The following is a 21,821-nucleotide window of genomic DNA, read 5'->3' as shown; positions in this document are numbered from 1 at the left end:
GGTTCCGTAAAAGGCGACCTCCCGACTATAACGCGCAAGCCGGGAGGGCGGAAGTTTATTGACGAATAAGCATATATAAACGGAAGAGGTAGATGAGCAACAGGGCGGAGATAAGGTTGCTCAGCGTATTGGCGATAATCGCGCCGATGTTAGGCGTCAGCGCGGCGAAAGCCGGCGCGATAAACAGCAGAAACGTTTTCGCCATCAACCAGCCGATAACCGCGGGCGCCACCAGACGCATATTCTGCCAGGCCAGGCTCATGCTGCTGCGCATGGCGGCGAAAACGCCCATTTTATCCTGCACCAGCATGACCGGCGCAAAAGCGAGCACAATCGCCAGCAGTACGCCAGGCACAACCACCAGCATAATCCCCATTTGCACAAGGAAAGTCGTCAGGAAGATAAGAATAAACAGGCGCGGCAGCACGGGCGCGGCGGCGCCAATCGCCCGCAGCGCGCTGACGCGCTGGCCTGCGGAAACTAGCTGGATAGCCAGCAGCACGCCGCCTGCGAGTATCGCGTTGCCAAACAGCCCGGCGAACGTCGATGCCGCCGAGGTTTTCAACAGCACCTGCTGTTGCTCCGGCGTCATATTGCGCACCAGTTCAAACAGGCTGGCGCTGCCCGCCAGATTATCCCCCTCGCTCAGCACAGAGAGTTCTTCTTCGCTGGGCGTAAAAACGTGCCCGATAATCAGGGTGATAAAGGCACAGAGCAGAGCAATCAGCAGCAAAGTAACAAACTGATTACGAAAAAAATTCCCCGTGTCACGGTAAACGGACTTTGCCGTGATAGACATGCACTCTCCTTGAGTTTTGCGGATGTTAATCTGCGGGCAATTGTACCCTGGATGACTCCGCAGTGGCAGCATTGAGAGGTAAGCCGGAAAGGGGGGGCGTTTCGCCAAGCGGCGGCAGACCCCATGCGGCGCGTGCGCGGTTACAGGCATCGTTAACCACGCCATTTTCGCCAGACATGGCGAATTCACGACAGGGAGTTGGCCGGTTTTCATAAATCGTACACCTGACCGATTCGCCAGGGGTGCCTTCCAGCGCCACGCACCGACAGGGTTTGTGCAAGGTGCCGCTCATACAGCGTAAAAAAGGAGTAACCTGCTCGGTCAAATGGGAAGGCACGATGCCGCCGGCATCGTCGCCTTCAGCCCAATAGAAAGAAACTCTAAACCAGGCGCAGCAAGCGCCACACGTCATGCACGGATTCAACTCGCTCATTTCTCACCCGCAAACACATCACGCAAATAGCCATATGGAGGAAGCAGCTAAATTAGCCAGCGCCATCAACGGCAGCAAGTGAGCACTGTCACAATTTTTTGTTAATTTTTGTTTGCCGATTACCTGCAAATCAAAAATTCGTTATCAGCGGATAACCTGGAAATTAATGCAGATCAATGAATGTTAAATTACCGCTTCGAATGTGATCTGCGAGAGATCACTTTATAACTCAATCTGGGTATATTCACCGCGCCAATAAAACCACAACAAGGGAGCGGGATATGAAAAAGTTTGCAGTGGCATTGCTTGCATTAAGCTGTTTGTCGGGCGTGGCGTCGGCGCATGAGGCAGGGGAGTTTTTTGTGCGTGCCGGTAGCGCGACCGTTCGTCCTACAGAAGGGTCTGATAATGTGCTGGGTATGGGCGGCTTTAATGTTAATAACAATACCCAGCTCGGCGTGACCTTAACCTATATGGCTACGGATAACGTAGGTGTGGAACTGCTTGCCGCCACGCCGTTTCGCCATCGCGTTGGGTTAGGGGCGACGGGTGATATCGCGACTGTGCACCATCTGCCGCCGACGTTAATGGCGCAGTGGTACTTCGGTGACGCTCAGAGCAAAGTGCGCCCTTACATCGGCGCAGGCATTAACTACACCACTTTCTTTAATGAAGATTTTAACGATACGGGCAAAGCGGCGGGTCTGAGCGATTTAAGCCTGAAAGATTCCTGGGGCGCGGCAGGCCAGGTCGGTCTTGATTATCTTATTAACCGCGACTGGCTGTTGAACATGTCCGTCTGGTATATGGATATTGATACGGAAGTGAAATTCAAGGCGGGCGGCGAACAGCAAAATATCAATACCCGTCTCGATCCGTGGGTATTCATGTTCTCGGCCGGTTATCGCTTCTAAGCATCGGCACTACCGACAAAAAGAAAAAAGGCGCGAACGTCGCGCCTTTTGCTTGTATGAAGGTTTAAGCAGGGCGGCTGGCCGCTTTCATCTGCTGCACAAACGCTTTTAATTCATCCAGCATCGCGTTGTGGTTGTTGATGTTCCGCTCAATGATTTTCACCGTGGCGGAGCCGGAAATCGCGCCGGCGGCGCCCGCCTCGACAGCGGCTTTCACCTGCGCCGGTTCGGAAATGCCGAAGCCCTGCAGCGGCGGTGCGGCGTGGTACTCGGTCAGTTTCTCAATCAGGTGATGCAGCGGCAGCGCGGCGCGGTTCTCCGCGCCTGTCACCCCGGCGCGGGAGAGCAGGTAAGTGTAGCCGCGGCCATAAGAAGCAATCTGGCGCAACAGGTCATCATCGGCGTTCGGCGGGCAGATAAAAATCGGCGCTACGTTGTGGCGCATCGCTGCCTGACGAAACGGAGCCGATTCTTCCACCGGGACGTCTGCCACCAGCACCGAATCCACGCCCACTTTTTCACACTCAGCATAAAACGCATCGATACCGCGGCTGAAAACCAGGTTGGCATACATCAGCAGACCAATCGGGATGGTCGGGTGCTTCTGGCGAATGGCGGCCAGCATCTCAAAACACTGCCCTGGCGTAACGCCTGCGGCAAAAGCGCGCAGCGTGGCGTCCTGAATCGTTGGGCCGTCCGCCAGCGGGTCAGAGAAGGGAATGCCCAGCTCCAGCGCGTCTGCGCCCGCTTCAATCAGCGCGTCAATGATTTTCAACGACTGTTCCGGCGACGGATCGCCAAGCGTGACGAAGGGGACAAAAGCGCCTTCCTTGCGGGCCTTAAGGCGTGCGAAAAGCTGACTGCGGCAAAGGGCTTTAAACGCGTCCAGCGCTTCGTCATCGGTAATAGAGACATAGTTGGCGCGTCCGGTGCTGTTGAGAAAAGCGTGCTGCGGTCCGACGGATGGGAAATCGAGCCCGGCGGAAATGGAATAGGACGGTCTCGATGCCGTGGCCCGCAGGCTCCACGCCAATCAGTCCCACATTAGTTTCATCGATAAAATCGGCAAACATGCCGATAGCGTTTGAGCCGCCGCCCACGCAGGCGATAACCGCGTCGGGCAGGCGTCCCTCTTTTTCCAGAATTTGCGCTTTGGTCTCTTCGCCGATCATGCGCTGGAATTCGCGAACAATCGTCGGGAAGGGGTGCGGACCGGCGGCGGTGCCCAGCATATAGTGCGCTTTCTCATAGCTGAACCTCTGCGCCCATCAGTTTCATGCGAAACACGTTCGGCGATTGACGCTCAACATCTTTCGAGCGCCGAGGCGACGCCGTGCTGGCCCGCGCCGGTTTCAGCGATAATCTCGGTTTTGCCCATGCGTTTGGCAAGCAGCGCCTGGCCTAATAAGATAAAGGGTGGTTTTCGTGCCTCTGGTCAGGTTCTGACATTTGGTTAACGCAGTAGGGCGACCCGCGTAATTTTTCAGCAGGTCGGTAAACTGCGCCTGAAATTCCGGGTCGCTCTGGGCGCTGACAAAGGCCGCTTCCAGCTGGCGCAGCGCGGGCATCAGGATCTGCGGCACATACATACCGCCAAATTCACCAAAATAGGGGTTCAGTAAAGTTGTCATTCGTCGCTTCCTTAATAAGCCCGCAGCGTTCTGAAGACCGCCGCCAGCTTGTTGGCATCTTTGATTCCCGGCTCGCTTTCCACGCCGGAGTTAAAATCGAGTCCCACACAGCCAAGCTTCGCCGCTTCCACACAGTTGTCGGCGCCAAGGCCGCCCGCGAGGAAGACATTATCGAGTTTTTCACCCGCCAACAGCGACCAGTCGAAGCGCTGACCGCTGCCGCCCTGGCCGTTATCCAGCACATATTTCGCTACGTGATTAAGATTACGCGGCGGGAGAGTCTGTGCCACGCTCAATGCTTTCCAGATTTCCACGTTCGCTGGCAGCGCGGTGCGCAGGGCGTCGATATAAGTCTGGTCTTCGCTGCCGTGCAGTTGAACGGCAGCGAGCTTAAGCGCATTGACCGTTTCCACCACCTCATTTTGAAGGGCGTTGCGAAAGACGCCGACATAGCGCAGCGGCGCGGCGCGCTTCACGGTTTTCGCCTGTTCAATCGTCACCGCGCGAGGCGATGAGGAGACAAAAATCAGCCCGCCGTAGATGGCGCCTGCGTCGTGGGCCGCCTGCGCGTCTTCAGGGCGCGTCAGCCCGCACACTTTGTTGGCGCCAAGCAGCACGCGCTGTACGGCTGCCGCCAGATCGTCCTCTTCCATCAGCGCGGAACCAATCAGGAAACCGTTGGCGAAATGGCTCAGTTCGCGCACCTGCGCATAAGTATTGATGCCGGATTCGCTGATAACCGTCACGCCTGCGCCAAGGCGCGGCGCAAGCTCGCGGGTGCGGTTGAGATCGATTGAGAGATCGCGCAGGTCGCGGTTATTAATACCGACCACTTTGGCTTCCAGACGGATAGCGCGCTCCAGCTCCTCTTCGTTGCTCACTTCGGTCAGCACGCCCATGTTCAGGCTGTGCGCCACGGCAGCGAGCTGACGGTACTGTTCATCATCCAGCACCGAGAGCATCAGCAGGCAGGCGTCCGCCTGATAGAAACGCGCCAGGTAGATCTGGTAAGCGTCGATAATAAAATCTTTGCACAGCACCGGTTGTGTGACGATGCCGCTGACTACGGGCAGGAAATCGAAGCTGCCCTGGAAATATTTCTCATCCGTCAGGACAGAGATAGCCGAAGCGTGATGCTTATAAACAGATGCAATGCGCGCCGGGTCGAAGTCCTCGCGGATCACCCCTTTTGACGGAGAGGCTTTCTTACATTCAAGGATGAACGCGGTGCGCGCGCCCTGCAGCGCGTCGTAGAAACTGCGCGTGCTCGGCTTAACGTCATTCTGAAAGCTCGCCAGCGGTTGCTGCTGCTTGCGGGCTTCCACCCAAATCGCCTTATCTGCGACGATTTTCGCTAAAACGGTTTCCATGCCTTACCCTCTTGATGCCAGTGCGGTAACACGGTCATAAGCGCTGCCGCTGCGTAATACGTCAATCACCCGCCGGGCATTGGTTTTTAAATCTTCTTCGCCATGCAGACGCATCAGCATCGCGACGTTGGCGGCGACGGCCGCCTCATGCGCGGTCTCACCTTTACCTTGTAACAGGCGGGTGAGAATGTCACGGTTTTCTTCCGGCGTGCCGCCTGCGAGGTCCGCTTTCTCATAAGGGGATAAGCCAAAATCGTCGGCGGTCAGCTGATAGCTTTTAATCTCGCCATCATTGAGCTCTGCAACCAGCGTCGGGGCGTGAAGGGAGACTTCATCCATTCCTCCGCTATGCACGACGGCCGCGCGCTGATAGCCAAGCACGCGCAGGGTTTCGGCAATCGGCAGCACCAGTTCCGGGCTGTAAACGCCAATCAGCGCCAGCGGTGGGTGAGCCGGGTTAATCAACGGCCCCAGCACGTTAAAGAGCGTGCGGGTTTTCAACTGCTGGCGTACCGGCATGGCGTGACGAAAGCCGGTGTGATACTTCGGCGCAAACAGGAAACAGACGCCAAGGTCATCCAGCGCCTGGCGCGATGCTTGTGCGTTCATCTCCAGATTAATGCCGAAAGCGGCCAGCAGGTCGGAAGAGCCCGAGCGGCTGGAGACGCTGCGGTTGCCATGTTTTGCGACCTTCAGCCCCACCGCGGCGGCGACAAACGCGCTGGCGGTGGAGATGTTAATGCTATTGCTGCCATCGCCGCCGGTGCCGACGATATCGGCAAACAGGTAGTCCGGGCGCGGGAAGGGTGCGGCGTCTTCCAGCAGCGCAGAAGCGGCGCCGGCAATTTCATTCGGGTGTTCGCCGCGCACCTTCATGCTGACCAGCACGGCCGCCAGTTGCTCGGGCTTCAGCTCGCCGCGGACGATCGCGGAGAAGAGCTGGTGGCTCTCTTCACGGCTCAGCGTTTGCGCCTGATAAAGCTTTTCCAGAATCGGCTGCAGCGAATTTTTCTGCTCAACCCTGGTTTGCGCCCAGGCAAGCGTCTGCTCAAGCAGGCGCGCGCCCTGCGTCGTCAGGATAGATTCAGGGTGGAACTGAAAACCGCATACGCGGTCTGCGTCATGACGCACCGCCATGACCATGCCATCGAAATGGGCGTTCACGGTCAACCCTGCCGGAATGTTGCTGCCGACCAGCGAATGATAGCGGGCCACCGGCAACGGGTTCATTAATCCGGCGAACATCCCCTGGCCGTCATGCTCAATGCTTGAAGCTTTGCCATGCAAAATTTCCCCGGCCTGGCCAACGTAGCCGCCGTAGGCTTCCACTATCGCCTGGTGGCCCAGGCAGATGCCGATAATCGGCAGCTTGCCGCGCATCCGGGTCAGAAGCTCAGGCATGCAGCCCGCTTCTGAAGGCGTGCCGGGGCCAGGCGAGAGCATCAGCACCGGGTTATCCATGGTCGCCAGACGGTCAATCAATGTCTGCGCCGGGACATGGTTGCGGTAGATAACCACGTTATGGCCGCTTGCCCGCAGCTGATCCGCCAGGTTGTAAGTGAAGGAGTCGATATTATCGAGCAGCAGAATGTCGGCCATCAGAAAATCTCCTGTGCATGATGCGCCTGGGCGATCGCGCGCAATACCGCGCGGGCTTTATTACGGGTTTCATCCGCTTCGGACTGCGGCACGGAGTCGAGCACCACGCCAGCGCCCGCCTGGACGGTGGCGATGCCGTCTTCCACATAGGCCGAGCGAATAACGATGCAGGTATCAAGGTCGCCGTGAGCGGTGAAATAACCCACCGCGCCGCCATAGCTGCCCCGGCGCTCGCCCTCGGCGGCGGCGATAAGCTGCATGGCGCGAACTTTCGGCGCGCCGCTCAGGGTGCCCATGTTCATGCAGGCGCGGTAAGCGTGCAGTACGTCGAGGTCCTGTCGCAGCTCGCCAACCACGCGGGAGACGAGATGCATGACAAAGGAGTAACGGTCTACTTTGGTCAGATCCGCCACATAGCGGCTGCCCGGCGTGCAGATGCGCGCCAGATCGTTACGCGCCAGATCAACCAGCATCAGGTGCTCAGAAAGCTCTTTATGGTCGGTGCGCATCTCCAGCTCAATGCGGCTGTCGAGATCGCGGTCCAGCGTGCCGTCGGCGCGGCGTCCGCGCGGACGGGTACCGGCGATGGGGTAGATCTCAATCTGGCGCGATGCGGCGGTATCGTAGGCGGCCAGCGGCGACGGGCAGGGGAGCGTGAAGCGACGCGAAGGCACGACCTGAAAAATCTCCCCGGCGCGAATCGCTTTCTGCATATCGCGCACGACGGCGCCATACTCTTCATCACTTTGGTTGCATTCGCAACGCATGCTTGCCACTTCCTGCACCGGCAATGGCGCGGCGGCCTGAGTCAGTTGCTGCTTGATCTGTTCAATGCGTGTTTGCAGACGCTGTTTCTCCAGCGGCTGCGGCGTAAAGAGGCTCGCCTGAATGCGGCTGCTTTTCTTCTGATGGTCAATAACCAACAGCGTTTCAGCAAGATAGAAACAGTAATCCGGGCAGCGATTCGACGCGTTAAGGGCTGGCAAGTCTTCAAAGCCCGCCACCAGGTCATAGGCGAACAGACCGCCGAAGAACATCGCTTCTCGCTCATTTTCCGGTACGTCAACCAGCGTTTGCAGCAGGCGGAAGGTATCGAATACGGAAACCGAACAGAGGCGGGCATCTTCATCCAGCAACTGGCTTACCGGTGGGAAGCGAAGCACGCGGGTCTGCGGCTGATGGGTGTTCTCCACGCCTGCAGGCAAGACATCATCCAGCAGGGCGAGCAGCGCCGCGCCGTTATCCGTTAAGGCAGATATCGTGACAGTGTCACCGATTGCGGTAATGCGCAACGCGCTATCCACCAGCAGCAGGCTTTTAAGATCGTTTTTACTGTCGATATCGGCCGACTCAAGCAGCAGAGTCGCAGGACGCGCGCCGCAGAGTTGGTTAAACAGCGCCGTTGGGTTTTCACGGTAAACCCCTTCGCTGCTGAGTAGTTCAAGTGCTGGTTTAGCTGTTTGCATTCTCGGCTTCCCGTCTGTTCCGTGAAGACACCGCCCGATTCAGGAGGTACGCCACCAGCCGCGAAGAGTCAATGTTGCCTTCATTTTCAGATACCTTTTGCAGTGAACTTGCGTACTAGTTAACTGGTTCATGGCCGAATTGTCAACCCTGATTTCAGAAAAACATCAGGAATCGTTATGATGGGCGGCCTAATGCGTATTATTAACCGAGTGGAGCCGTTTTGAGCGAACCTGATTCCGCAGTCATTTACGATCTGCATAGCCATACAACGGCATCCGACGGGCTATTAACGCCCGCGCAACTGGTCCATCGCGCCGCCGGGATGCAAATCCATACGCTTGCGATTACCGACCATGACACCACGGCGGGCATTGCGCCGGCGCAGGCGGAAATCGACCGCGCAGGCCTGGCGCTGCGCCTGGTGGCTGGCGTGGAAATTTCCACCGTGTGGGAAAACCATGAGATCCACATTGTCGGCCTCGGTATCGACATTCATCATCCTGCGATGATCGCTTTCCTGGCAGAACAGGGAGAGCGGCGTATTCAGCGCGCCCGTATGATAGCGGAACGCCTTGAAAAAGCGCGTATTCCCGGCGCCTGGGAAGGGGCGCAGCGTTTTGCCGACGGTGGGATGATAACCCGCGGGCATTTTGCTCGCTTTCTCGTGGAGGCGGGGCGCGCCACCGAGCCGGCGAAGGTGTTTAAGCATTATCTGGCGCGGGGGAAAATCGGCTATGTTCCGCCGCAGTGGTGTACAATAAAACAAGCTATTGATGTGATTCATCATTCTGGCGGCCAGGCGGTTGTGGCCCATCCCGGGCGTTATGACCTGAGCGCAAAATGGCTTAAGCGGCTGCTTCATCATTTTGCCGAGACAGGCGGAGAGGCGATGGAGGTCGCGCAGTGTCAGCAGGCGCCGAATGAGCGTACGCAACTGGCGAATTATGCGGCGCAGTTTGGCTTGCTCGCATCCCAGGGCTCCGATTTTCATCAGCCCTCGCCATGGATTGAGCTGGGCCGCAAGCTGTGGCTGCCTGCTGGCGTTACGCCCGTCTGGGCGAGCTGGACATCGCCGGAAGAACGAAAAGAGAGGGTAGTATGAGTCAGTTTTTTTATATTCATCCGGATAACCCGCAACCGCGCCTGATTAACCAGGCGGTAGAGATAATCCGTAAAGGCGGGGTTATCGTTTATCCCACCGATTCCGGCTATGCGCTGGGCTGTAAGCTGGAAGATAAAAGCGCAATGGAGCGGATTTGCCGGATCCGTCAGTTGCCCGACGGTCACAACTTTACTTTGATGTGCCGCGATCTCTCTGAGCTTTCCACTTACTCCTATGTCGATAACGTGGCGTTCCGGCTTATTAAAAACAACACGCCGGGCAACTACACCTTTATTCTCAAAGGCACCAAAGAGGTGCCGCGCCGCTTGCTGCAGGAGAAGCGTAAGACGATTGGCCTGCGCGTTCCCTCTAATCCTATCGCGCTGGCGCTGCTGGAGACGCTGAACGAGCCGATGCTCTCCACCTCGCTGATGCTGCCGGGCAGCGATTTTACCGAGTCCGATCCGGATGAGATTAAAGACCGGCTGGAGAAGCAGGTCGATTTGATTATTCATGGCGGGTATCTGGGGCAGCAGCCCACGACGGTGGTCGATCTCACCGACGATGCGCCAGTGGTATTGCGTGAAGGGGTGGGCGACGTTAAGCCTTTCTTATAATATTGCGCAAGGCTATACTACGCGCCCAAAAATCGGGGTGTCATGCGCCCCGAATCCTGTCCGACGCCTGGGAAGGCGACACCTGAAGGAAGCTCAATGAGCGAGAAATTACAGAAAGTGCTGGCGCGCGCCGGCCACGGTTCGCGCCGTGAAATCGAAACCATGATTACCGCAGGACGCGTCAGCGTGGATGGCAAAATCGCCACCCTCGGCGACCGTGTGGAAGTCACGCCAGCGCTGAAAATTCGTATTGATGGTCACCTTGTTTCGGTAAAAGAGTCGGTGGAACAGATCTGCCGCGTGCTGGCTTACTATAAGCCGGAAGGCGAGCTTTGCACCCGCAACGATCCGGAAGGCCGTCCTACCGTGTTCGACCGTCTGCCAAAACTGCGCGGCGCGCGCTGGATCGCGGTGGGCCGTCTTGATGTTAACACCTGCGGTCTGCTGCTCTTTACGACTGACGGCGAGCTGGCGAATCGACTGATGCACCCGAGCCGGGAAGTAGAGCGCGAATACGCGGTACGCGTCTTTGGCCAGGTTGACGATGCGAAAGTGCGTGAGCTGGCGCGGGGCGTGCAGCTGGAAGATGGTCCGGCGGCGTTTAAAACTATCCGCTTCAGCGGCGGCGAAGGCATCAACCAGTGGTACAACGTTACCCTCACGGAAGGGCGCAACCGTGAAGTGCGTCGCCTGTGGGAAGCGGTAGGCGTACAGGTAAGCCGCCTGATTCGCGTGCGCTATGGCGATATCCCTCTGCCGAAAGGTTTGCCGCGCGGCGGTTGGACGGAGCTTGATCTGGCGCAGACCAACTACCTGCGTGAGCTGGTGGGCTTGCCCGCGGAGACCTCCAGCAAAGTGGTGGTTGAAAAAGACAGGCGCCGTATGAAGGCGAACCAGATTCGCCGGGCAGTAAAACGTCACAGCCAGGTGAGCGGCAACCGTCGCAGCGGCGGTGGCCGCAGCGGCAGCTAAATAAAACGCCCTCGAATGAGGGCGTTTTGCTTACTGCGCCGGGATGAAGCTGACGGCTAGTAGTCAATGCCGATTTGCGCCTTAACGCCTGCGTCAAAGGCATGTTTAACCGGACGCAGTTCGCTTACGGTATCGGCATAATCAAGAATATCGCGGTGGCAGCCGCGGCCGGTGATGATGACCGTCTGGTGCGCCGGACGGTTTCGCAGCGCCTGCATGACCGTTTCCAGCGGCAGATAATCGTAAGCCACCATGTAAGTAAGCTCGTCCAGAATCACCATATCGAGCGCGCTGTCGGCCAGCATCCGCTCGGCATGCCGCCATACTTCAAGGCAAGCGGCCGTATCACTCTCGCGGTTTTGCGTATCCCAGGTAAAACCAGTGGCCATTACCTGAAATTCAACGCCGTGCGGCTCCAGCAGATTACGTTCGCCATTCGGCCAGGTGCCTTTAATAAACTGGATAACGCCCACTTTTTTACCGTGGCCGACGGCGCGGGCGGCTGTGCCAAAGGCGGCGGTGGTTTTGCCTTTGCCGTTGCCGGTAAACACGAGGGTGATGCCGCGCTCCTCTTGGGCGGCGGCCACGCGGGCATCGACCTTATCTTTTATTTTCTGCTGGCGTTGCTGATAGCGATCTTCGTTCATTCGGCTATTCCCGGTTTGCGACCTGGCTGGGCATCGAAACTCATGCCGGTTTTGCGGCGGCTGTCGTCGCCCATCAGCCAGAGGTAAAGCGGCATTAAATCCGCAGGCGTCTTAAGTTTATCGGCATCTTCTGTCGGAAAGGCGCTGGCGCGCATTTTGGTTCGCGTGCCGCCAGGGTTGATGCAGTTAACCCGCAACGATTTATATTCGTCCGCAAGCACCTGCATCATGCCTTCCGTTGCGAATTTGGACACGGCGTAAGCGCCCCATTGCGCCCGCCCCTGGCGGCCCACGCTTGAGGTGGTGAAGACCAGCGAGCCTGCTTCCGCCTTCAACAGTAGCGGCAACAGCGCCTGGGTTAAAAAGAAGGTGGTATTGACGTTAACCTGCATGACTTCACGCCAGCTTTCCGGCGTCTGTTCCATCATCGGTGCGATTTCACCCAGTATGCCAGCATTGTGCAATAAACCGTCCAGGCGAGGAACCTGAGCGGCGATTTCTCGTGCCACGCGCTGGCAATCTTCAACCGTAGCGCTGGCGTAATCGAGCAAAAACAGGCTGGCCGGGATGGCGCCCAGACGTGTTATGTCATCAGCGACCTGGCGTAATTTTTCTTCGCTGCGGCCCAATAAAAGCACCTGCGCTCCGTAACGCGCATAGGTCAATGCCGCCTCGCGGCCAATGCCGTCGCTGGCGCCTGTGACTAAAATTATGCGGTTTTGCAGCAGGTTAGTTTGCGGTTGATAGTGCACGGGCAACTCCTCGGCGCATGCGGCGGGCAAAAACCGACGCTTCATTTTGCATAAAAGCGCTTTATGCCTTAATCCGCTCGCTATTTCAATCGGCTGGGGGACCATAACAACCTGAGCGTAACATTTTGCAAATATTTCATCGCACAAGGAAAAATCAGGAACCTGACTCGCATGAACAAGACTAATCGCGAGACGCGCGCTGAAGCGTCGGGTAGACTAACGCCGTTTTTCGAGCGTAAAGACAGAGGCGGAAACTGTGGATTTAGTTTATGAATATGGCCTGTTTTTGGCCAAAATCGCGACGGTAGTCGTGGCGTTAGTTATCGTCATCTCGCTGATTTCGAATGTCGCACAGCGCAAGAAACATCAGCGCGGCGAGCTTCGCGTGACCCGTCTGAATGAACAGTACAAAACGATGCAGGAAGAGATAGCGGTTGCGCTGCTCGACACACATCAGCAAAAACAGTGGCATAAGGAACAAAAGAAGAAAGAGAAACAGGAAGCGAAAGCGGCTAAAGCGCGGGCAAAGCGTGGGGAAAGCGCGCCGTCCGGCAAGGCAACGCTTTACGTACTCGACTTCAAAGGCAGCATGGATGCCCATGAGGTCGCTTCGCTACGCGAAGAAATTACCGCCGTGCTGGCCGTGGCGAAGCCGCAAGATGAGGTTTTGCTGCGTCTGGAGAGCCCCGGCGGCGTGGTGCATGGCTACGGTCTTGCTTCATCACAGCTTCAGCGTTTACGCGATCGTAATATCCCTTTAACCGTTGCGGTAGATAAAGTCGCGGCAAGCGGGGGATACATGATGGCTTGCGTAGCCAACCGGATTGTGGCGGCGCCTTTCGCCATTGTCGGCTCGATTGGGGTCGTCGCTCAGGTGCCTAACTTCAATCGCCTGCTTAAGCGCAACGATATCGATATCGAACTTCACACCGCCGGACAATACAAACGCACTCTGACCCTGTTTGGCGAGAATACCGAGGAAGGGCGTGAGAAATTTCGTGAAGACCTCAACGAAACTCATCAACTCTTCAAGCAGTTTGTACAGACCATGCGCCCCTCATTAGATATTAATGAGGTCGCAACGGGCGAGCACTGGTACGGTTTGCAGGCGCAGGAAAAAGGGTTAGTGGATGAAATTCGCACCAGCGACGATTTGATTTTGCAGCATATGCCGCAAAAAGAGGTGGTGAGCGTACGCTACACGCGCCGTAAAAAGCTGATGGATAAGTTCACCGGCAGCGCGGCCCGGAGTCTGGACCGCCTGCTGCTCCGCTGGTGGCAGCGAGGAGAAAAACCGCTGCTGTAAACCTGGAAAACGAGGCTGTACGCCTCGTTTTTTAATCCTGCAGGTAATATTTCTCGGAAAGTTGGTGGGCGAGGTGTTTGAACATATTGAACACCGCTGTGCTTTTCGCGGTAGGTAAGCCTTGCTCATCAAGAAAATAGTTGCCCTGAAATACCAGCACGCCATTTTTTTGCTCAACATGTGTCGCTTCCATACCCGCCAGATAATCCTCATGCTCGCGAATGAGTTTATTGGCGTGAGCTAGCAACGTTTCACGATCGATAGGCTGAGTTTTTACTTGCATAATCCTCTCCTTATAGACTGCGCGTAGTGTACGCCTCACAGAGGAAAGGTGGCAAATTTTCCCTGTTGCCGGCAGGGGGATTACGGGCTTTTACGTGGTAGCGTGAAACGCTTTTGCATGCTAATAAAGTTGCGTAACGAATTTTATCAGGTAGAGTGTGACCCTTTCGCAAATCTGGCAACAGAATTGCTTGACATTCAACCTGAAGTTCGTCGTGCTGGTTTAACCTGTACGAAAACCCTGTGGTCTCAACCACATGACGCGTTTTTAGTCTCTGCGGGCTTAAGTGATTTAAGGGTTGATATCCATTGACGCTGCCGCAATATAAAAGGCTCGTCGCCAGTGGAAGGTGCAGCAACGTGCGACGTATTCTGGAAGAATCCAATCAGGTAAAGGTGAATATGGGTAAAGCTCTCGTTATCGTTGAGTCCCCGGCAAAAGCCAAAACGATTAACAAATATCTCGGTAAAGACTACGTGGTGAAATCCAGCGTAGGCCACATCCGTGATTTGCCGACCAGTGGCTCCGCCCCTAAGAAAAGCGCTGACTCCGCCTCCACCAAAAAAGCGGCCGGCAAGGCCAAAAAAGATGAACGTGGTGCGCTCGTCAGCCGTATGGGCATCGACCCCTGGCACAACTGGGAAGCACAGTATGAAGTGCTGCCGGGTAAAGAAAAGGTGGTTTCCGAGCTCAAGTCGCTCGCGGAAAAAGCCGATCATATCTATCTCGCAACCGACCTTGACCGCGAAGGGGAGGCTATCGCCTGGCACCTGCGGGAAGTGATCGGCGGCGATGACAAACGCTACAGCCGCGTTGTCTTCAACGAAATTACCAAGAACGCCATTCGTCAGGCATTTGAAAAGCCGGGCGAATTGAATCTCGATCGCGTAAACGCCCAGCAGGCGCGCCGCTTCATGGACCGCGTGGTGGGCTATATGGTTTCCCCGCTGCTGTGGAAGAAAATAGCGCGTGGGCTTTCTGCAGGCCGCGTTCAGTCAGTCGCGGTGCGTTTAGTGGTGGAGCGCGAGCGCGAAATTAAGGCGTTTGTTCCGGAAGAGTATTGGGAAGTTGACGCCTCGCTTACCACGCCTTCCAGCGAAGCGCTGTCTGTCCAGGTTACGCATCAGCATGACAAGCCATTCCGCCCTGTCAGCCGTGATGAAACCATGGCGGCGGTGGAGCTGCTCAAGGGCGCGCAATATAAAGTTATAGAGCGTGAAGACAAACCCACCAGCAGCAAGCCTGGCGCTCCCTTTATTACGTCTACCCTGCAACAGGCAGCAAGCACGCGTCTTGGTTTTGGCGTGAAGAAAACCATGATGATGGCGCAGCGTCTCTATGAAGCCGGGCACATTACCTATATGCGTACTGACTCCACCAACCTGAGTCAGGATGCGGTGAGCATGGTTCGCGGCTACATTGACAGCAACTTCGGTAAAAAATATCTGCCGGACGCGCCGAACCAGTACGCCAGTAAAGAAAACTCCCAGGAAGCGCACGAAGCCATTCGTCCTTCCGATGTGAGCGTGCTTGCGGAATCGTTGAAGGATATGGAAGCGGACGCGCAGAAGCTCTATCAGCTTATTTGGCGCCAGTTCGTGGCTTGTCAGATGACGCCTGCGCAGTATGATTCCACTACGCTCACGGTAGCGGCAGGCGATTTCCGCCTCAAAGCGCGCGGACGCACCTTGCGCTTCGACGGCTGGACGAAAGTCATGCCGGCGCTGCGTAAAAACGATGAAGATCGCACGCTGCCAGCGGTAAACGAAGGCGATACGCTTTCATTAATCGAATTGACACCGGCTCAGCACTTTACCAAGCCGCCGGCACGCTTTAGCGAAGCATCGCTGGTTAAAGAGCTTGAGAAGCGCGGAATTGGCCGCCCGTCTACTTATGCGTCCATTATCTCCACTATTCAGGACCGTGGTTACGTGCGTGTGGAAAACCGCCGTTTCTATGCGGAAAAAATGGGTGAAATCGTCACCGACCGCCTGGAAGAAAATTTCCGCGATTTGATGAATTATGATTTCACCGCGCAGATGGAAGACAGCCTTGACCGGGTAGCGAACCATGAAGCTGAATGGCGCGGCGTTCTGGACAGCTTCTTTAACGATTTTAACAAGCAGCTTGATACGGCTGAGAAAGATCCGGAAGAGGGCGGCATGCGCCCGAACCAGATGGTGTTGACCAGCATCGACTGTCCGACCTGCGGGCGCAAGATGGGGATTCGCACCGCCAGCACTGGCGTATTCCTCGGCTGTTCCGGCTATGCGCTGCCGCCGAAAGAACGCTGCAAAACCACCATTAACCTGGTGCCGGAAAATGAAGTGCTGAACGTGCTGGAAGGTGACGATGCGGAAACCAACGCGCTTCGCGCGCGCCGTCGTTGCGTCAAATGCGGCACGGCGATGGACAGCTACCTCATCGACCCGAAACGTAAGATTCATATCTGCGGTAATAACCCGACCTGCGACGGTTATGAGATTGAGGAAGGCGAGTTCCGTATCAAAGGCTACGATGGCCCGGTGGTGGAGTGCGAGAAGTGCGGTTCTGAAATGCACCTGAAAATGGGACGTTTTGGCAAGTACATGGCTTGTACCAACGAAGAGTGCAAAAACACCCGTAAAATTCTGCGTAACGGTGAAGTCGCGCCGCCGAAGGAGGACCCGGTGCCGCTGCCTGAGTTGCCGTGCGAGAAATCAGACGCTTACTTTGTTCTTCGCGATGGCGCGGCAGGGGTTTTCCTTGCAGCGAACACCTTCCCGAAATCACGTGAAACGCGCGCGCCGCTGGTTGAAGAGTTACATCGCTTCCGCGATCGTCTGCCGGAAAAACTGCGCTATCTCGCTGACGCGCCGCAGGAAGACCCTGAAGGCAACAAAACGATGGTGCGTTTTAGCCGTAAGACGAAACAGCAATATGTTGCGTCTGAAAAGGATGGCAAGGCGACTAACTGGTCTGCCTTTTACGTCGACGGCAAATGGGTCGAAGGTAAGAAGTAAAATATAATTAATAGCTTAAGGCCGACTCCTGTCGGCCTTTTCTTTTTATAACGCTGTTATTATTTTTTTTACATATCTATACACTAAAGCTATTAGTGATATAGTAGTTATAGCGTTCCCCTTTCTTATTATGAAATCGTCTTAAGCCTGCTTGCCGCGGGTGCAACCCTGGATGGTCAGACATGAAACTACAACAGTTGCGCTATATCGTTGAGGTGGTTAACCACAACCTGAATGTTTCCTCTACGGCGGAAGGCCTTTATACCTCGCAGCCAGGTATCAGTAAGCAGGTTCGTATGCTTGAAGATGAGCTGGGCATACAGATTTTTGCGCGCAGCGGCAAGCATCTTACTCAGGTCACGCCAGCCGGTCAGGAAATTATTCGTATCGCCCGGGAAGTGCTTTCTAAAGTCGATGCCATTAAATCGGTTGCAGGCGAACACACCTGGCCTGATAAAGGGTCGCTTTACGTGGCGACAACCCATACTCAGGCGCGCTATGCCTTGCCGAGCGTGATTAAAGGCTTCATTGAGCGCTATCCGCGCGTTTCACTGCATATGCACCAGGGATCGCCTACGCAGATTGCCGAAGCGGTATCAAAAGGCAATGCCGATTTCGCTATCGCGACGGAGGCGCTGCATCTGTATGACGACCTTGTCATGCTGCCTTGCTATCACTGGAACCGTTCAATTGTGGTCACGCCCGATCATCCGCTGGCTTCGAAAGAAAAGGTGAATATTGAAGAACTGGCTCAGTATCCGCTGGTCACCTATACCTTTGGTTTTACCGGACGCTCTGAGCTGGATACGGCTTTTAACCGTGCTGGCTTGTCGCCGCGCATTGTTTTCACCGCTACCGATGCCGACGTTATCAAAACTTATGTGCGCCTGGGGTTGGGGGTAGGTGTGATTGCCAGCATGGCAGTGGATCCAATATCCGATCCCGATTTAGTAAGAATTGATGCAGATGGCATTTTCAGCCACAGCACCACGAAGATCGGTTTTCGCCGGAGCACTTTCTTACGTAGCTATATGTATGACTTTATCCAACGCTTTGCGCCGCATTTGACGCGTGACGTTGTCGATGCAGCCGTTGCGCTACGCTCGAATGAAGATATTGAAGAGATGTTTAAAGATATCAAACTGCCTGCCAAATAATCACTTTTGGCATCCTCAGCGAAACGGGGGATGCCTTTATTTTCTCCACACGTAATTGAAATAAGAAAGAGAATCATCCGCGTGTTTATGCAGCCCTGCGACTTTCTCCTTATATTTAGCGCGGGTACTGTCACCAATTAGCGACAAAAATAGAAAATAATAAGCCTTAACGCAAATTCGCTACTTCAATAATTTATTTCACGTCAAAAGATTAATTATTCGATAGCAAAATGATCGTAAAGATGCTGGCTTTTCGGCTAAAGTTTATTTAGGATTTATCTCATCTGATGATTAGTTGTACCAATTGTTTGGTGTGAACATGATAAGCGATGTCGATTGTACGAGGTTAGCAATGCCATCAGGAAGTGAAGAGCCACGTAGGGATGCGGATCTGAAGCGCAAAGCGTGGACGGCCGTCTTTCTTGGCTCAGCGCTGTTCTGGATTGTGGTTGCGCTCCTTATCTGGCGTTTCTGGGGCTGAAAATGGCTGTACGTTTACAAAGCTCAGCAGCTAAACGGAGATGTCAGCTTCGTGACAACCCTACTCGTGAGCAAGACCACAAAAATATGCCCCGGGATGAGGTGTACGGACATTGGGAATTAACAGAACAGCAGCAGGCTTTTATCGCTCTGTTTACTGAAGAAGATCACAAAAAACATTAAACGACACTTTGTGAACCTGGTTTCAGGCTGTCAATAATGCATTCTTTTCATTTCTCCGGTTGAGAGAATAAACCTACACAGCAATAAGGCCGACAGATTAAACATGGTGTCGGGATGAATGGTTTATTTTATTGGTGTGATAGCTATGAATAATCAACGTACCCTCAAATACTGGTCATGGTTCGGCGCTTTTTCTGTCTCAGCGCTCTTCTGGAGCCAGATGGTCTGGATCTGCCTTCGCTAATCCCCATAATGCCCGGCTCGGCCGGGCATTATGCTTTTTTCCTTTCTGTTTTCCTGCCGTTTAGCTTTTTGGGTTGTTATCAAATCGTTACGACATGTTTGTGTTATCTTTAAATACAGACCCTGACGGTTGTCAGGGTATCGCTATCCGAGGATTACAGGAGGAGCTATGTCGTCAACCCTACGCGAAGCCAGTAAGGACACGCTGCAGGCGCTGGATAAAACCTATCATTACTACAGCTTGCCACTGGCGGCCAGGGAACTTGGAGATATCACCCGGCTACCCAAATCTTTAAAAGTTTTACTCGAAAACATGCTGCGCTGGCAGGATAACGATACGGTTACCGCCGACGATCTGCATGCGCTGGCCGGCTGGCTGAAAAACGCCCATGCCGATCGCGAGATTGCCTATCGGCCTGCCCGCGTGCTGATGCAGGATTTCACCGGCGTGCCGGCGGTAGTAGACCTGGCCGCCATGCGAGAAGCGGTAAAACGTCTGGGCGGTGATGTTTCAAAAGTAAACCCGCTTTCCCCGGTCGATCTGGTTATCGACCATTCCGTCACCGTCGACCATTTTGGCGATGATGATGCGTTTGAAGAAAACGTACGTCTCGAAATGGAGCGCAACCACGAACGCTATGTATTCCTGCGCTGGGGACAGCAAGCCTTCAGCCGCTTTAGCGTCGTACCGCCGGGCACCGGCATTTGTCATCAGGTTAACCTCGAATACTTAGGCAAAGCCGTCTGGAGCGAATTACAGGATGGCGTTATGGTCGCTTATCCCGATACGCTGGTCGGCACTGACTCCCATACGACGATGATTAACGGTCTCGGCGTACTGGGCTGGGGGGTAGGTGGTATTGAAGCGGAAGCGGCGATGCTCGGTCAGCCCGTCTCTATGCTCATCCCCGATGTCGTGGGTTTCCGCCTTACCGGCAAGCTCCGTGAAGGCATCACGGCGACCGACCTGGTGCTGACGGTAACGCAAATGCTGCGTAAACATGGCGTAGTAGGCAAGTTTGTTGAGTTTTTTGGCGACGGGCTGGACTCGTTACCGCTCGCCGATCGCGCGACTATCGCTAACATGGCGCCGGAATATGGCGCGACCTGCGGCTTTTTCCCTGTCGATGACGTTACGCTCGGTTATATGCGCCTGAGCGGGCGCAGCGAAGAGCAAGTGGCGCTGGTGGAGGCTTACACTAAAGCGCAGGGGCTTTGGCGAAACCCTGGCGATGAGCCCGTGTTTACGAGCGTACTTGAACTTGACATGGGGGATGTTGAGGCAAGTCTGGCTGGCCCGAAACGGCCGCAGGATCGCGTGGCGCTGGGCGATGTGCCGAAAGCTTTCGCGGCCAGTACTGAGCTTGAGCTTAATACTGCCAGGAAAGACAAACAGCCTGTCACGTATACCTTGAGCGGGCATCAATATGAGCTTCCGGACGGTGCGGTGGTGATTTCGGCAATTACCTCTTGTACTAATACGTCCAACCCAAGCGTATTAATGGCGGCCGGGCTGCTCGCCAAAAAAGCGGTGACGCTGGGGCTTAAACGCCAGCCATGGGTAAAAGCCTCGCTGGCGCCTGGCTCAAAAGTGGTTTCCGACTATCTTGCCCGGGCTAAACTGACGCCTTATCTCGACGAACTGGGTTTTAATCTTGTCGGGTATGGGTGTACCACCTGTATCGGTAACTCTGGTCCGCTGCCGGAGCCTATTGAACAAGCTATCAAAAAAGGCGATCTGACGGTTGGCGCCGTGCTGTCCGGCAACCGTAACTTTGAGGGTCGTATTCATCCTCTGGTAAAAACCAACTGGCTCGCCTCGCCGCCGCTGGTAGTGGCTTATGCGCTGGCCGGCAACATGAATATTAACCTCGAAACCGAGCCGCTGGGACACGATCGCAAAGGCGACCCGGTGTATCTGAAAGATATCTGGCCTTCGACAAGCGAAATCGCCCGTGCGATGGAGCAAGTTTCCACGGAAATGTTCCGTAAAGAATATGCGGAAGTGTTTGAAGGCACCGACGACTGGAAGGCTATCAACGTTCAGGCTTCGGATACCTACGACTGGCAGTCAGATTCAACCTACATTCGCCTGTCGCCTTTCTTTGACGAAATGCTGGCGGATCCCGCGCCGGTGCAGGATATTCATGGCGCGCGCATTCTCGCCATGCTGGGCGATTCGGTGACGACTGACCACATTTCCCCTGCGGGCAGCATCAAGCTCGACAGCCCTGCCGGGCGCTACTTACTGAGCCATGGCGTGGAGCGTAACGACTTTAACTCCTACGGTTCACGTCGTGGCAACCATGAAGTGATGATGCGCGGCACCTTTGCGAATATTCGCATTCGCAACGAAATGGTGCCGGGTGTGGAAGGGGGGATGACCCGCCTGTTGCCAGGCGACGAAGTGATGTCAATCTATGATGCCGCGATGCGTTACCAGGAGAAAGGCACGCCGCTGGCGGTCATTGCCGGTAAAGAGTATGGTTCAGGCTCCAGCCGCGACTGGGCGGCAAAAGGGCCTCGTCTGCTGGGCGTGCGCGTGGTTATCGCCGAATCGTTCGAACGTATCCACCGCTCAAACCTCATCGGGATGGGCATACTGCCGCTGGAATTCCCGCAAGGCGTCACGCGTAAGACATTGGGACTCACGGGGGACGAGCGGATTGATATCAGCGATCTGGCGAATATTACGCCTGCCGCCACCGTGCCGGTAACGTTGACCCGCGCAGATGGCGCGACTGAAGTGATTGATTGCCGCTGTCGCATTGATACCGGTAATGAGCTGACCTATTACCGCAACGACGGCATTTTGCACTATGTCATCCGTAATATGCTGCGCTGAATTGCTTAGCGTCATGATA

Annotated in this window: 19 protein-coding genes and 1 pseudogene; 11 read left to right on the top strand and 9 right to left on the bottom strand. The window is 55.4% G+C overall.

The genetic code is table 11. The annotated features are described in order from the left end of the window. Positions 1–55 precede the first annotated feature (55 nt). Both IEX01_RS07965 and IEX01_RS07960 read right to left on the bottom strand, forming a co-directional pair. The gene (locus IEX01_RS07965) at positions 56–799 is read right to left on the bottom strand and encodes a YciC family protein (RefSeq protein WP_188723619.1); all 744 of its coding nucleotides are present in this window, start codon (positions 797–799) and stop codon (positions 56–58) included. 25 nt (positions 800–824) lie between these two features. Continuing rightward, on the bottom strand, positions 825–1,232 hold the full coding sequence (locus tag IEX01_RS07960) for a YkgJ family cysteine cluster protein (RefSeq protein WP_071788795.1): 408 nt from the start codon (positions 1,230–1,232) through the stop codon (positions 825–827). A 281-nt stretch (positions 1,233–1,513) separates the two neighbouring features. Between IEX01_RS07960 and ompW the strand changes: the two genes are divergently transcribed. Continuing rightward, the gene (gene ompW, locus IEX01_RS07955) at positions 1,514–2,146 is read left to right on the top strand and encodes an outer membrane protein OmpW (protein ID WP_024556104.1); all 633 of its coding nucleotides are present in this window, start codon (positions 1,514–1,516) and stop codon (positions 2,144–2,146) included. A gap of 64 nt (positions 2,147–2,210) precedes the next feature. On the opposite strand, the pseudogene trpA reads toward ompW, so the two are convergent. The 4 genes and pseudogenes from trpA to IEX01_RS07930 all read right to left on the bottom strand — a co-directional run bounded on the left by trpA (position 2,211) and on the right by IEX01_RS07930 (position 8,212). Then, positions 2,211–3,777, bottom strand: a pseudogene (trpA, locus tag IEX01_RS21825) (tryptophan synthase subunit alpha). Between the two features lie 11 nt (positions 3,778–3,788). Continuing rightward, a complete protein-coding gene (gene trpCF / locus IEX01_RS07940) occupies positions 3,789–5,147 on the bottom strand; it encodes a bifunctional indole-3-glycerol-phosphate synthase TrpC/phosphoribosylanthranilate isomerase TrpF (protein ID WP_024556107.1) in 1,359 nt (452 codons plus the stop codon). 3 nt (positions 5,148–5,150) lie between these two features. Then, the gene (trpD, locus tag IEX01_RS07935) at positions 5,151–6,746 is read right to left on the bottom strand and encodes a bifunctional anthranilate synthase glutamate amidotransferase component TrpG/anthranilate phosphoribosyltransferase TrpD (protein WP_048887448.1); all 1,596 of its coding nucleotides are present in this window, start codon (positions 6,744–6,746) and stop codon (positions 5,151–5,153) included. Then, positions 6,746–8,212: an anthranilate synthase component I gene (locus tag IEX01_RS07930; protein WP_188723618.1), complete on the bottom strand. Its 1,467-nt coding sequence runs from the start codon at positions 8,210–8,212 to the stop codon at positions 6,746–6,748. Before IEX01_RS07930 ends, trpD begins: the two co-directional genes overlap by 1 nt. Positions 8,213–8,433: 221 nt before the next feature. On the opposite strand from IEX01_RS07930, the gene rnm reads away from it, so the two are divergent. The 3 genes from rnm to rluB all read left to right on the top strand — a co-directional run bounded on the left by rnm (position 8,434) and on the right by rluB (position 10,904). Continuing rightward, positions 8,434–9,315, top strand: coding sequence for an RNase RNM (gene rnm, locus IEX01_RS07925; RefSeq protein WP_024556110.1), 882 nt, complete (start codon positions 8,434–8,436; stop codon positions 9,313–9,315). Continuing rightward, positions 9,312–9,932 carry an L-threonylcarbamoyladenylate synthase gene (locus tag IEX01_RS07920; RefSeq protein WP_024556111.1) on the top strand — a complete coding sequence of 207 codons (621 nt, stop codon included), beginning with the start codon at positions 9,312–9,314 and terminating at the stop codon, positions 9,930–9,932. Before rnm ends, IEX01_RS07920 begins: the two co-directional genes overlap by 4 nt. A 96-nt stretch (positions 9,933–10,028) precedes the next feature. Further along, on the top strand, positions 10,029–10,904 hold the full coding sequence (gene rluB, locus IEX01_RS07915) for a 23S rRNA pseudouridine(2605) synthase RluB (protein WP_188723617.1): 876 nt from the start codon (positions 10,029–10,031) through the stop codon (positions 10,902–10,904). A gap of 56 nt (positions 10,905–10,960) precedes the next feature. Here rluB and cobO read toward each other — a convergent pair whose 3' ends face one another. Together cobO and IEX01_RS07905 are read right to left on the bottom strand one after the other, a co-directional pair. Next, a complete protein-coding gene (gene cobO, locus IEX01_RS07910; RefSeq protein ID WP_024556113.1) occupies positions 10,961–11,551 on the bottom strand; it encodes a cob(I)yrinic acid a,c-diamide adenosyltransferase in 591 nt (196 codons plus the stop codon). Continuing rightward, the gene (locus IEX01_RS07905) at positions 11,548–12,303 is read right to left on the bottom strand and encodes a YciK family oxidoreductase (RefSeq protein ID WP_024556114.1); all 756 of its coding nucleotides are present in this window, start codon (positions 12,301–12,303) and stop codon (positions 11,548–11,550) included. The genes cobO and IEX01_RS07905 overlap by 4 nt, the downstream gene beginning before the upstream one ends. Positions 12,304–12,559: 256 nt before the next feature. On the opposite strand from IEX01_RS07905, the gene sohB reads away from it, so the two are divergent. After that, a complete protein-coding gene (sohB, locus tag IEX01_RS07900) occupies positions 12,560–13,609 on the top strand; it encodes a protease SohB (protein ID WP_188723616.1) in 1,050 nt (349 codons plus the stop codon). Between the two features lie 31 nt (positions 13,610–13,640). Here sohB and IEX01_RS07895 read toward each other — a convergent pair whose 3' ends face one another. Continuing rightward, on the bottom strand, positions 13,641–13,892 hold the full coding sequence (locus IEX01_RS07895; RefSeq protein WP_024556116.1) for a YciN family protein: 252 nt from the start codon (positions 13,890–13,892) through the stop codon (positions 13,641–13,643). Positions 13,893–14,293: 401 nt separating this feature from the next. Between IEX01_RS07895 and topA the strand changes: the two genes are divergently transcribed. The 6 genes from topA (at position 14,294) to acnA (ending at position 21,802) form a co-directional block, all read left to right on the top strand. Continuing rightward, positions 14,294–16,894: a type I DNA topoisomerase gene (gene topA / locus IEX01_RS07890; protein ID WP_024556117.1), complete on the top strand. Its 2,601-nt coding sequence runs from the start codon at positions 14,294–14,296 to the stop codon at positions 16,892–16,894. 182 nt (positions 16,895–17,076) lie between these two features. Beyond that, positions 17,077–18,051, top strand: a complete 975-nt coding sequence (cysB, locus tag IEX01_RS07885; RefSeq protein ID WP_024556118.1) for an HTH-type transcriptional regulator CysB — start codon at positions 17,077–17,079, stop codon at positions 18,049–18,051. A gap of 319 nt (positions 18,052–18,370) precedes the next feature. Then, on the top strand, positions 18,371–18,532 hold the full coding sequence (locus tag IEX01_RS07880; protein WP_081708423.1) for a YmiA family putative membrane protein: 162 nt from the start codon (positions 18,371–18,373) through the stop codon (positions 18,530–18,532). 2 nt (positions 18,533–18,534) lie between these two features. Beyond that, on the top strand, positions 18,535–18,714 hold the full coding sequence (locus tag IEX01_RS07875) for a YciX family protein (protein WP_125454199.1): 180 nt from the start codon (positions 18,535–18,537) through the stop codon (positions 18,712–18,714). A 145-nt stretch (positions 18,715–18,859) separates the two neighbouring features. Next, the gene (ymiC, locus tag IEX01_RS21555) at positions 18,860–18,958 is read left to right on the top strand and encodes a small membrane protein YmiC (RefSeq protein ID WP_229701815.1); all 99 of its coding nucleotides are present in this window, start codon (positions 18,860–18,862) and stop codon (positions 18,956–18,958) included. Positions 18,959–19,126: 168 nt separating this feature from the next. Beyond that, positions 19,127–21,802 carry an aconitate hydratase AcnA gene (gene acnA, locus IEX01_RS07870; protein WP_188723615.1) on the top strand — a complete coding sequence of 892 codons (2,676 nt, stop codon included), beginning with the start codon at positions 19,127–19,129 and terminating at the stop codon, positions 21,800–21,802. Positions 21,803–21,821: the final 19 nt, after the last annotated feature.

Origin of the sequence: Franconibacter daqui (genome assembly GCF_014644275.1) — a bacterium.
In the GTDB taxonomy this organism is placed as follows: domain Bacteria; phylum Pseudomonadota; class Gammaproteobacteria; order Enterobacterales; family Enterobacteriaceae; genus Franconibacter; species Franconibacter pulveris.
This window is presented reverse-complemented; position numbering and strand designations above follow the sequence as displayed.

What these genes read in the sequence shown, in the direction of transcription:
- IEX01_RS07965 (WP_188723619.1), bottom strand. Translation starts at nt 799, where the DNA reads ATGTCTATCACGGCAAAGTCCGTTTACCGTGACACGGGGAATTTTTTT.
- IEX01_RS07960 (WP_071788795.1), bottom strand. Translation starts at nt 1,232, where the DNA reads ATGAGCGAGTTGAATCCGTGCATGACGTGTGGCGCTTGCTGCGCCTGG.
- ompW (WP_024556104.1), top strand. Translation starts at nt 1,514, where the DNA reads ATGAAAAAGTTTGCAGTGGCATTGCTTGCATTAAGCTGTTTGTCGGGC.
- trpCF (WP_024556107.1), bottom strand. Translation starts at nt 5,147, where the DNA reads ATGGAAACCGTTTTAGCGAAAATCGTCGCAGATAAGGCGATTTGGGTG.
- trpD (WP_048887448.1), bottom strand. Translation starts at nt 6,746, where the DNA reads ATGGCCGACATTCTGCTGCTCGATAATATCGACTCCTTCACTTACAAC.
- IEX01_RS07930 (WP_188723618.1), bottom strand. Translation starts at nt 8,212, where the DNA reads ATGCAAACAGCTAAACCAGCACTTGAACTACTCAGCAGCGAAGGGGTT.
- IEX01_RS07920 (WP_024556111.1), top strand. Translation starts at nt 9,312, where the DNA reads ATGAGTCAGTTTTTTTATATTCATCCGGATAACCCGCAACCGCGCCTG.
- rluB (WP_188723617.1), top strand. Translation starts at nt 10,029, where the DNA reads ATGAGCGAGAAATTACAGAAAGTGCTGGCGCGCGCCGGCCACGGTTCG.
- cobO (WP_024556113.1), bottom strand. Translation starts at nt 11,551, where the DNA reads ATGAACGAAGATCGCTATCAGCAACGCCAGCAGAAAATAAAAGATAAG.
- IEX01_RS07895 (WP_024556116.1), bottom strand. Translation starts at nt 13,892, where the DNA reads ATGCAAGTAAAAACTCAGCCTATCGATCGTGAAACGTTGCTAGCTCAC.
- topA (WP_024556117.1), top strand. Translation starts at nt 14,294, where the DNA reads ATGGGTAAAGCTCTCGTTATCGTTGAGTCCCCGGCAAAAGCCAAAACG.
- cysB (WP_024556118.1), top strand. Translation starts at nt 17,077, where the DNA reads ATGAAACTACAACAGTTGCGCTATATCGTTGAGGTGGTTAACCACAAC.
- IEX01_RS07880 (WP_081708423.1), top strand. Translation starts at nt 18,371, where the DNA reads ATGATAAGCGATGTCGATTGTACGAGGTTAGCAATGCCATCAGGAAGT.
- IEX01_RS07875 (WP_125454199.1), top strand. Translation starts at nt 18,535, where the DNA reads ATGGCTGTACGTTTACAAAGCTCAGCAGCTAAACGGAGATGTCAGCTT.
- ymiC (WP_229701815.1), top strand. Translation starts at nt 18,860, where the DNA reads ATGAATAATCAACGTACCCTCAAATACTGGTCATGGTTCGGCGCTTTT.
- acnA (WP_188723615.1), top strand. Translation starts at nt 19,127, where the DNA reads ATGTCGTCAACCCTACGCGAAGCCAGTAAGGACACGCTGCAGGCGCTG.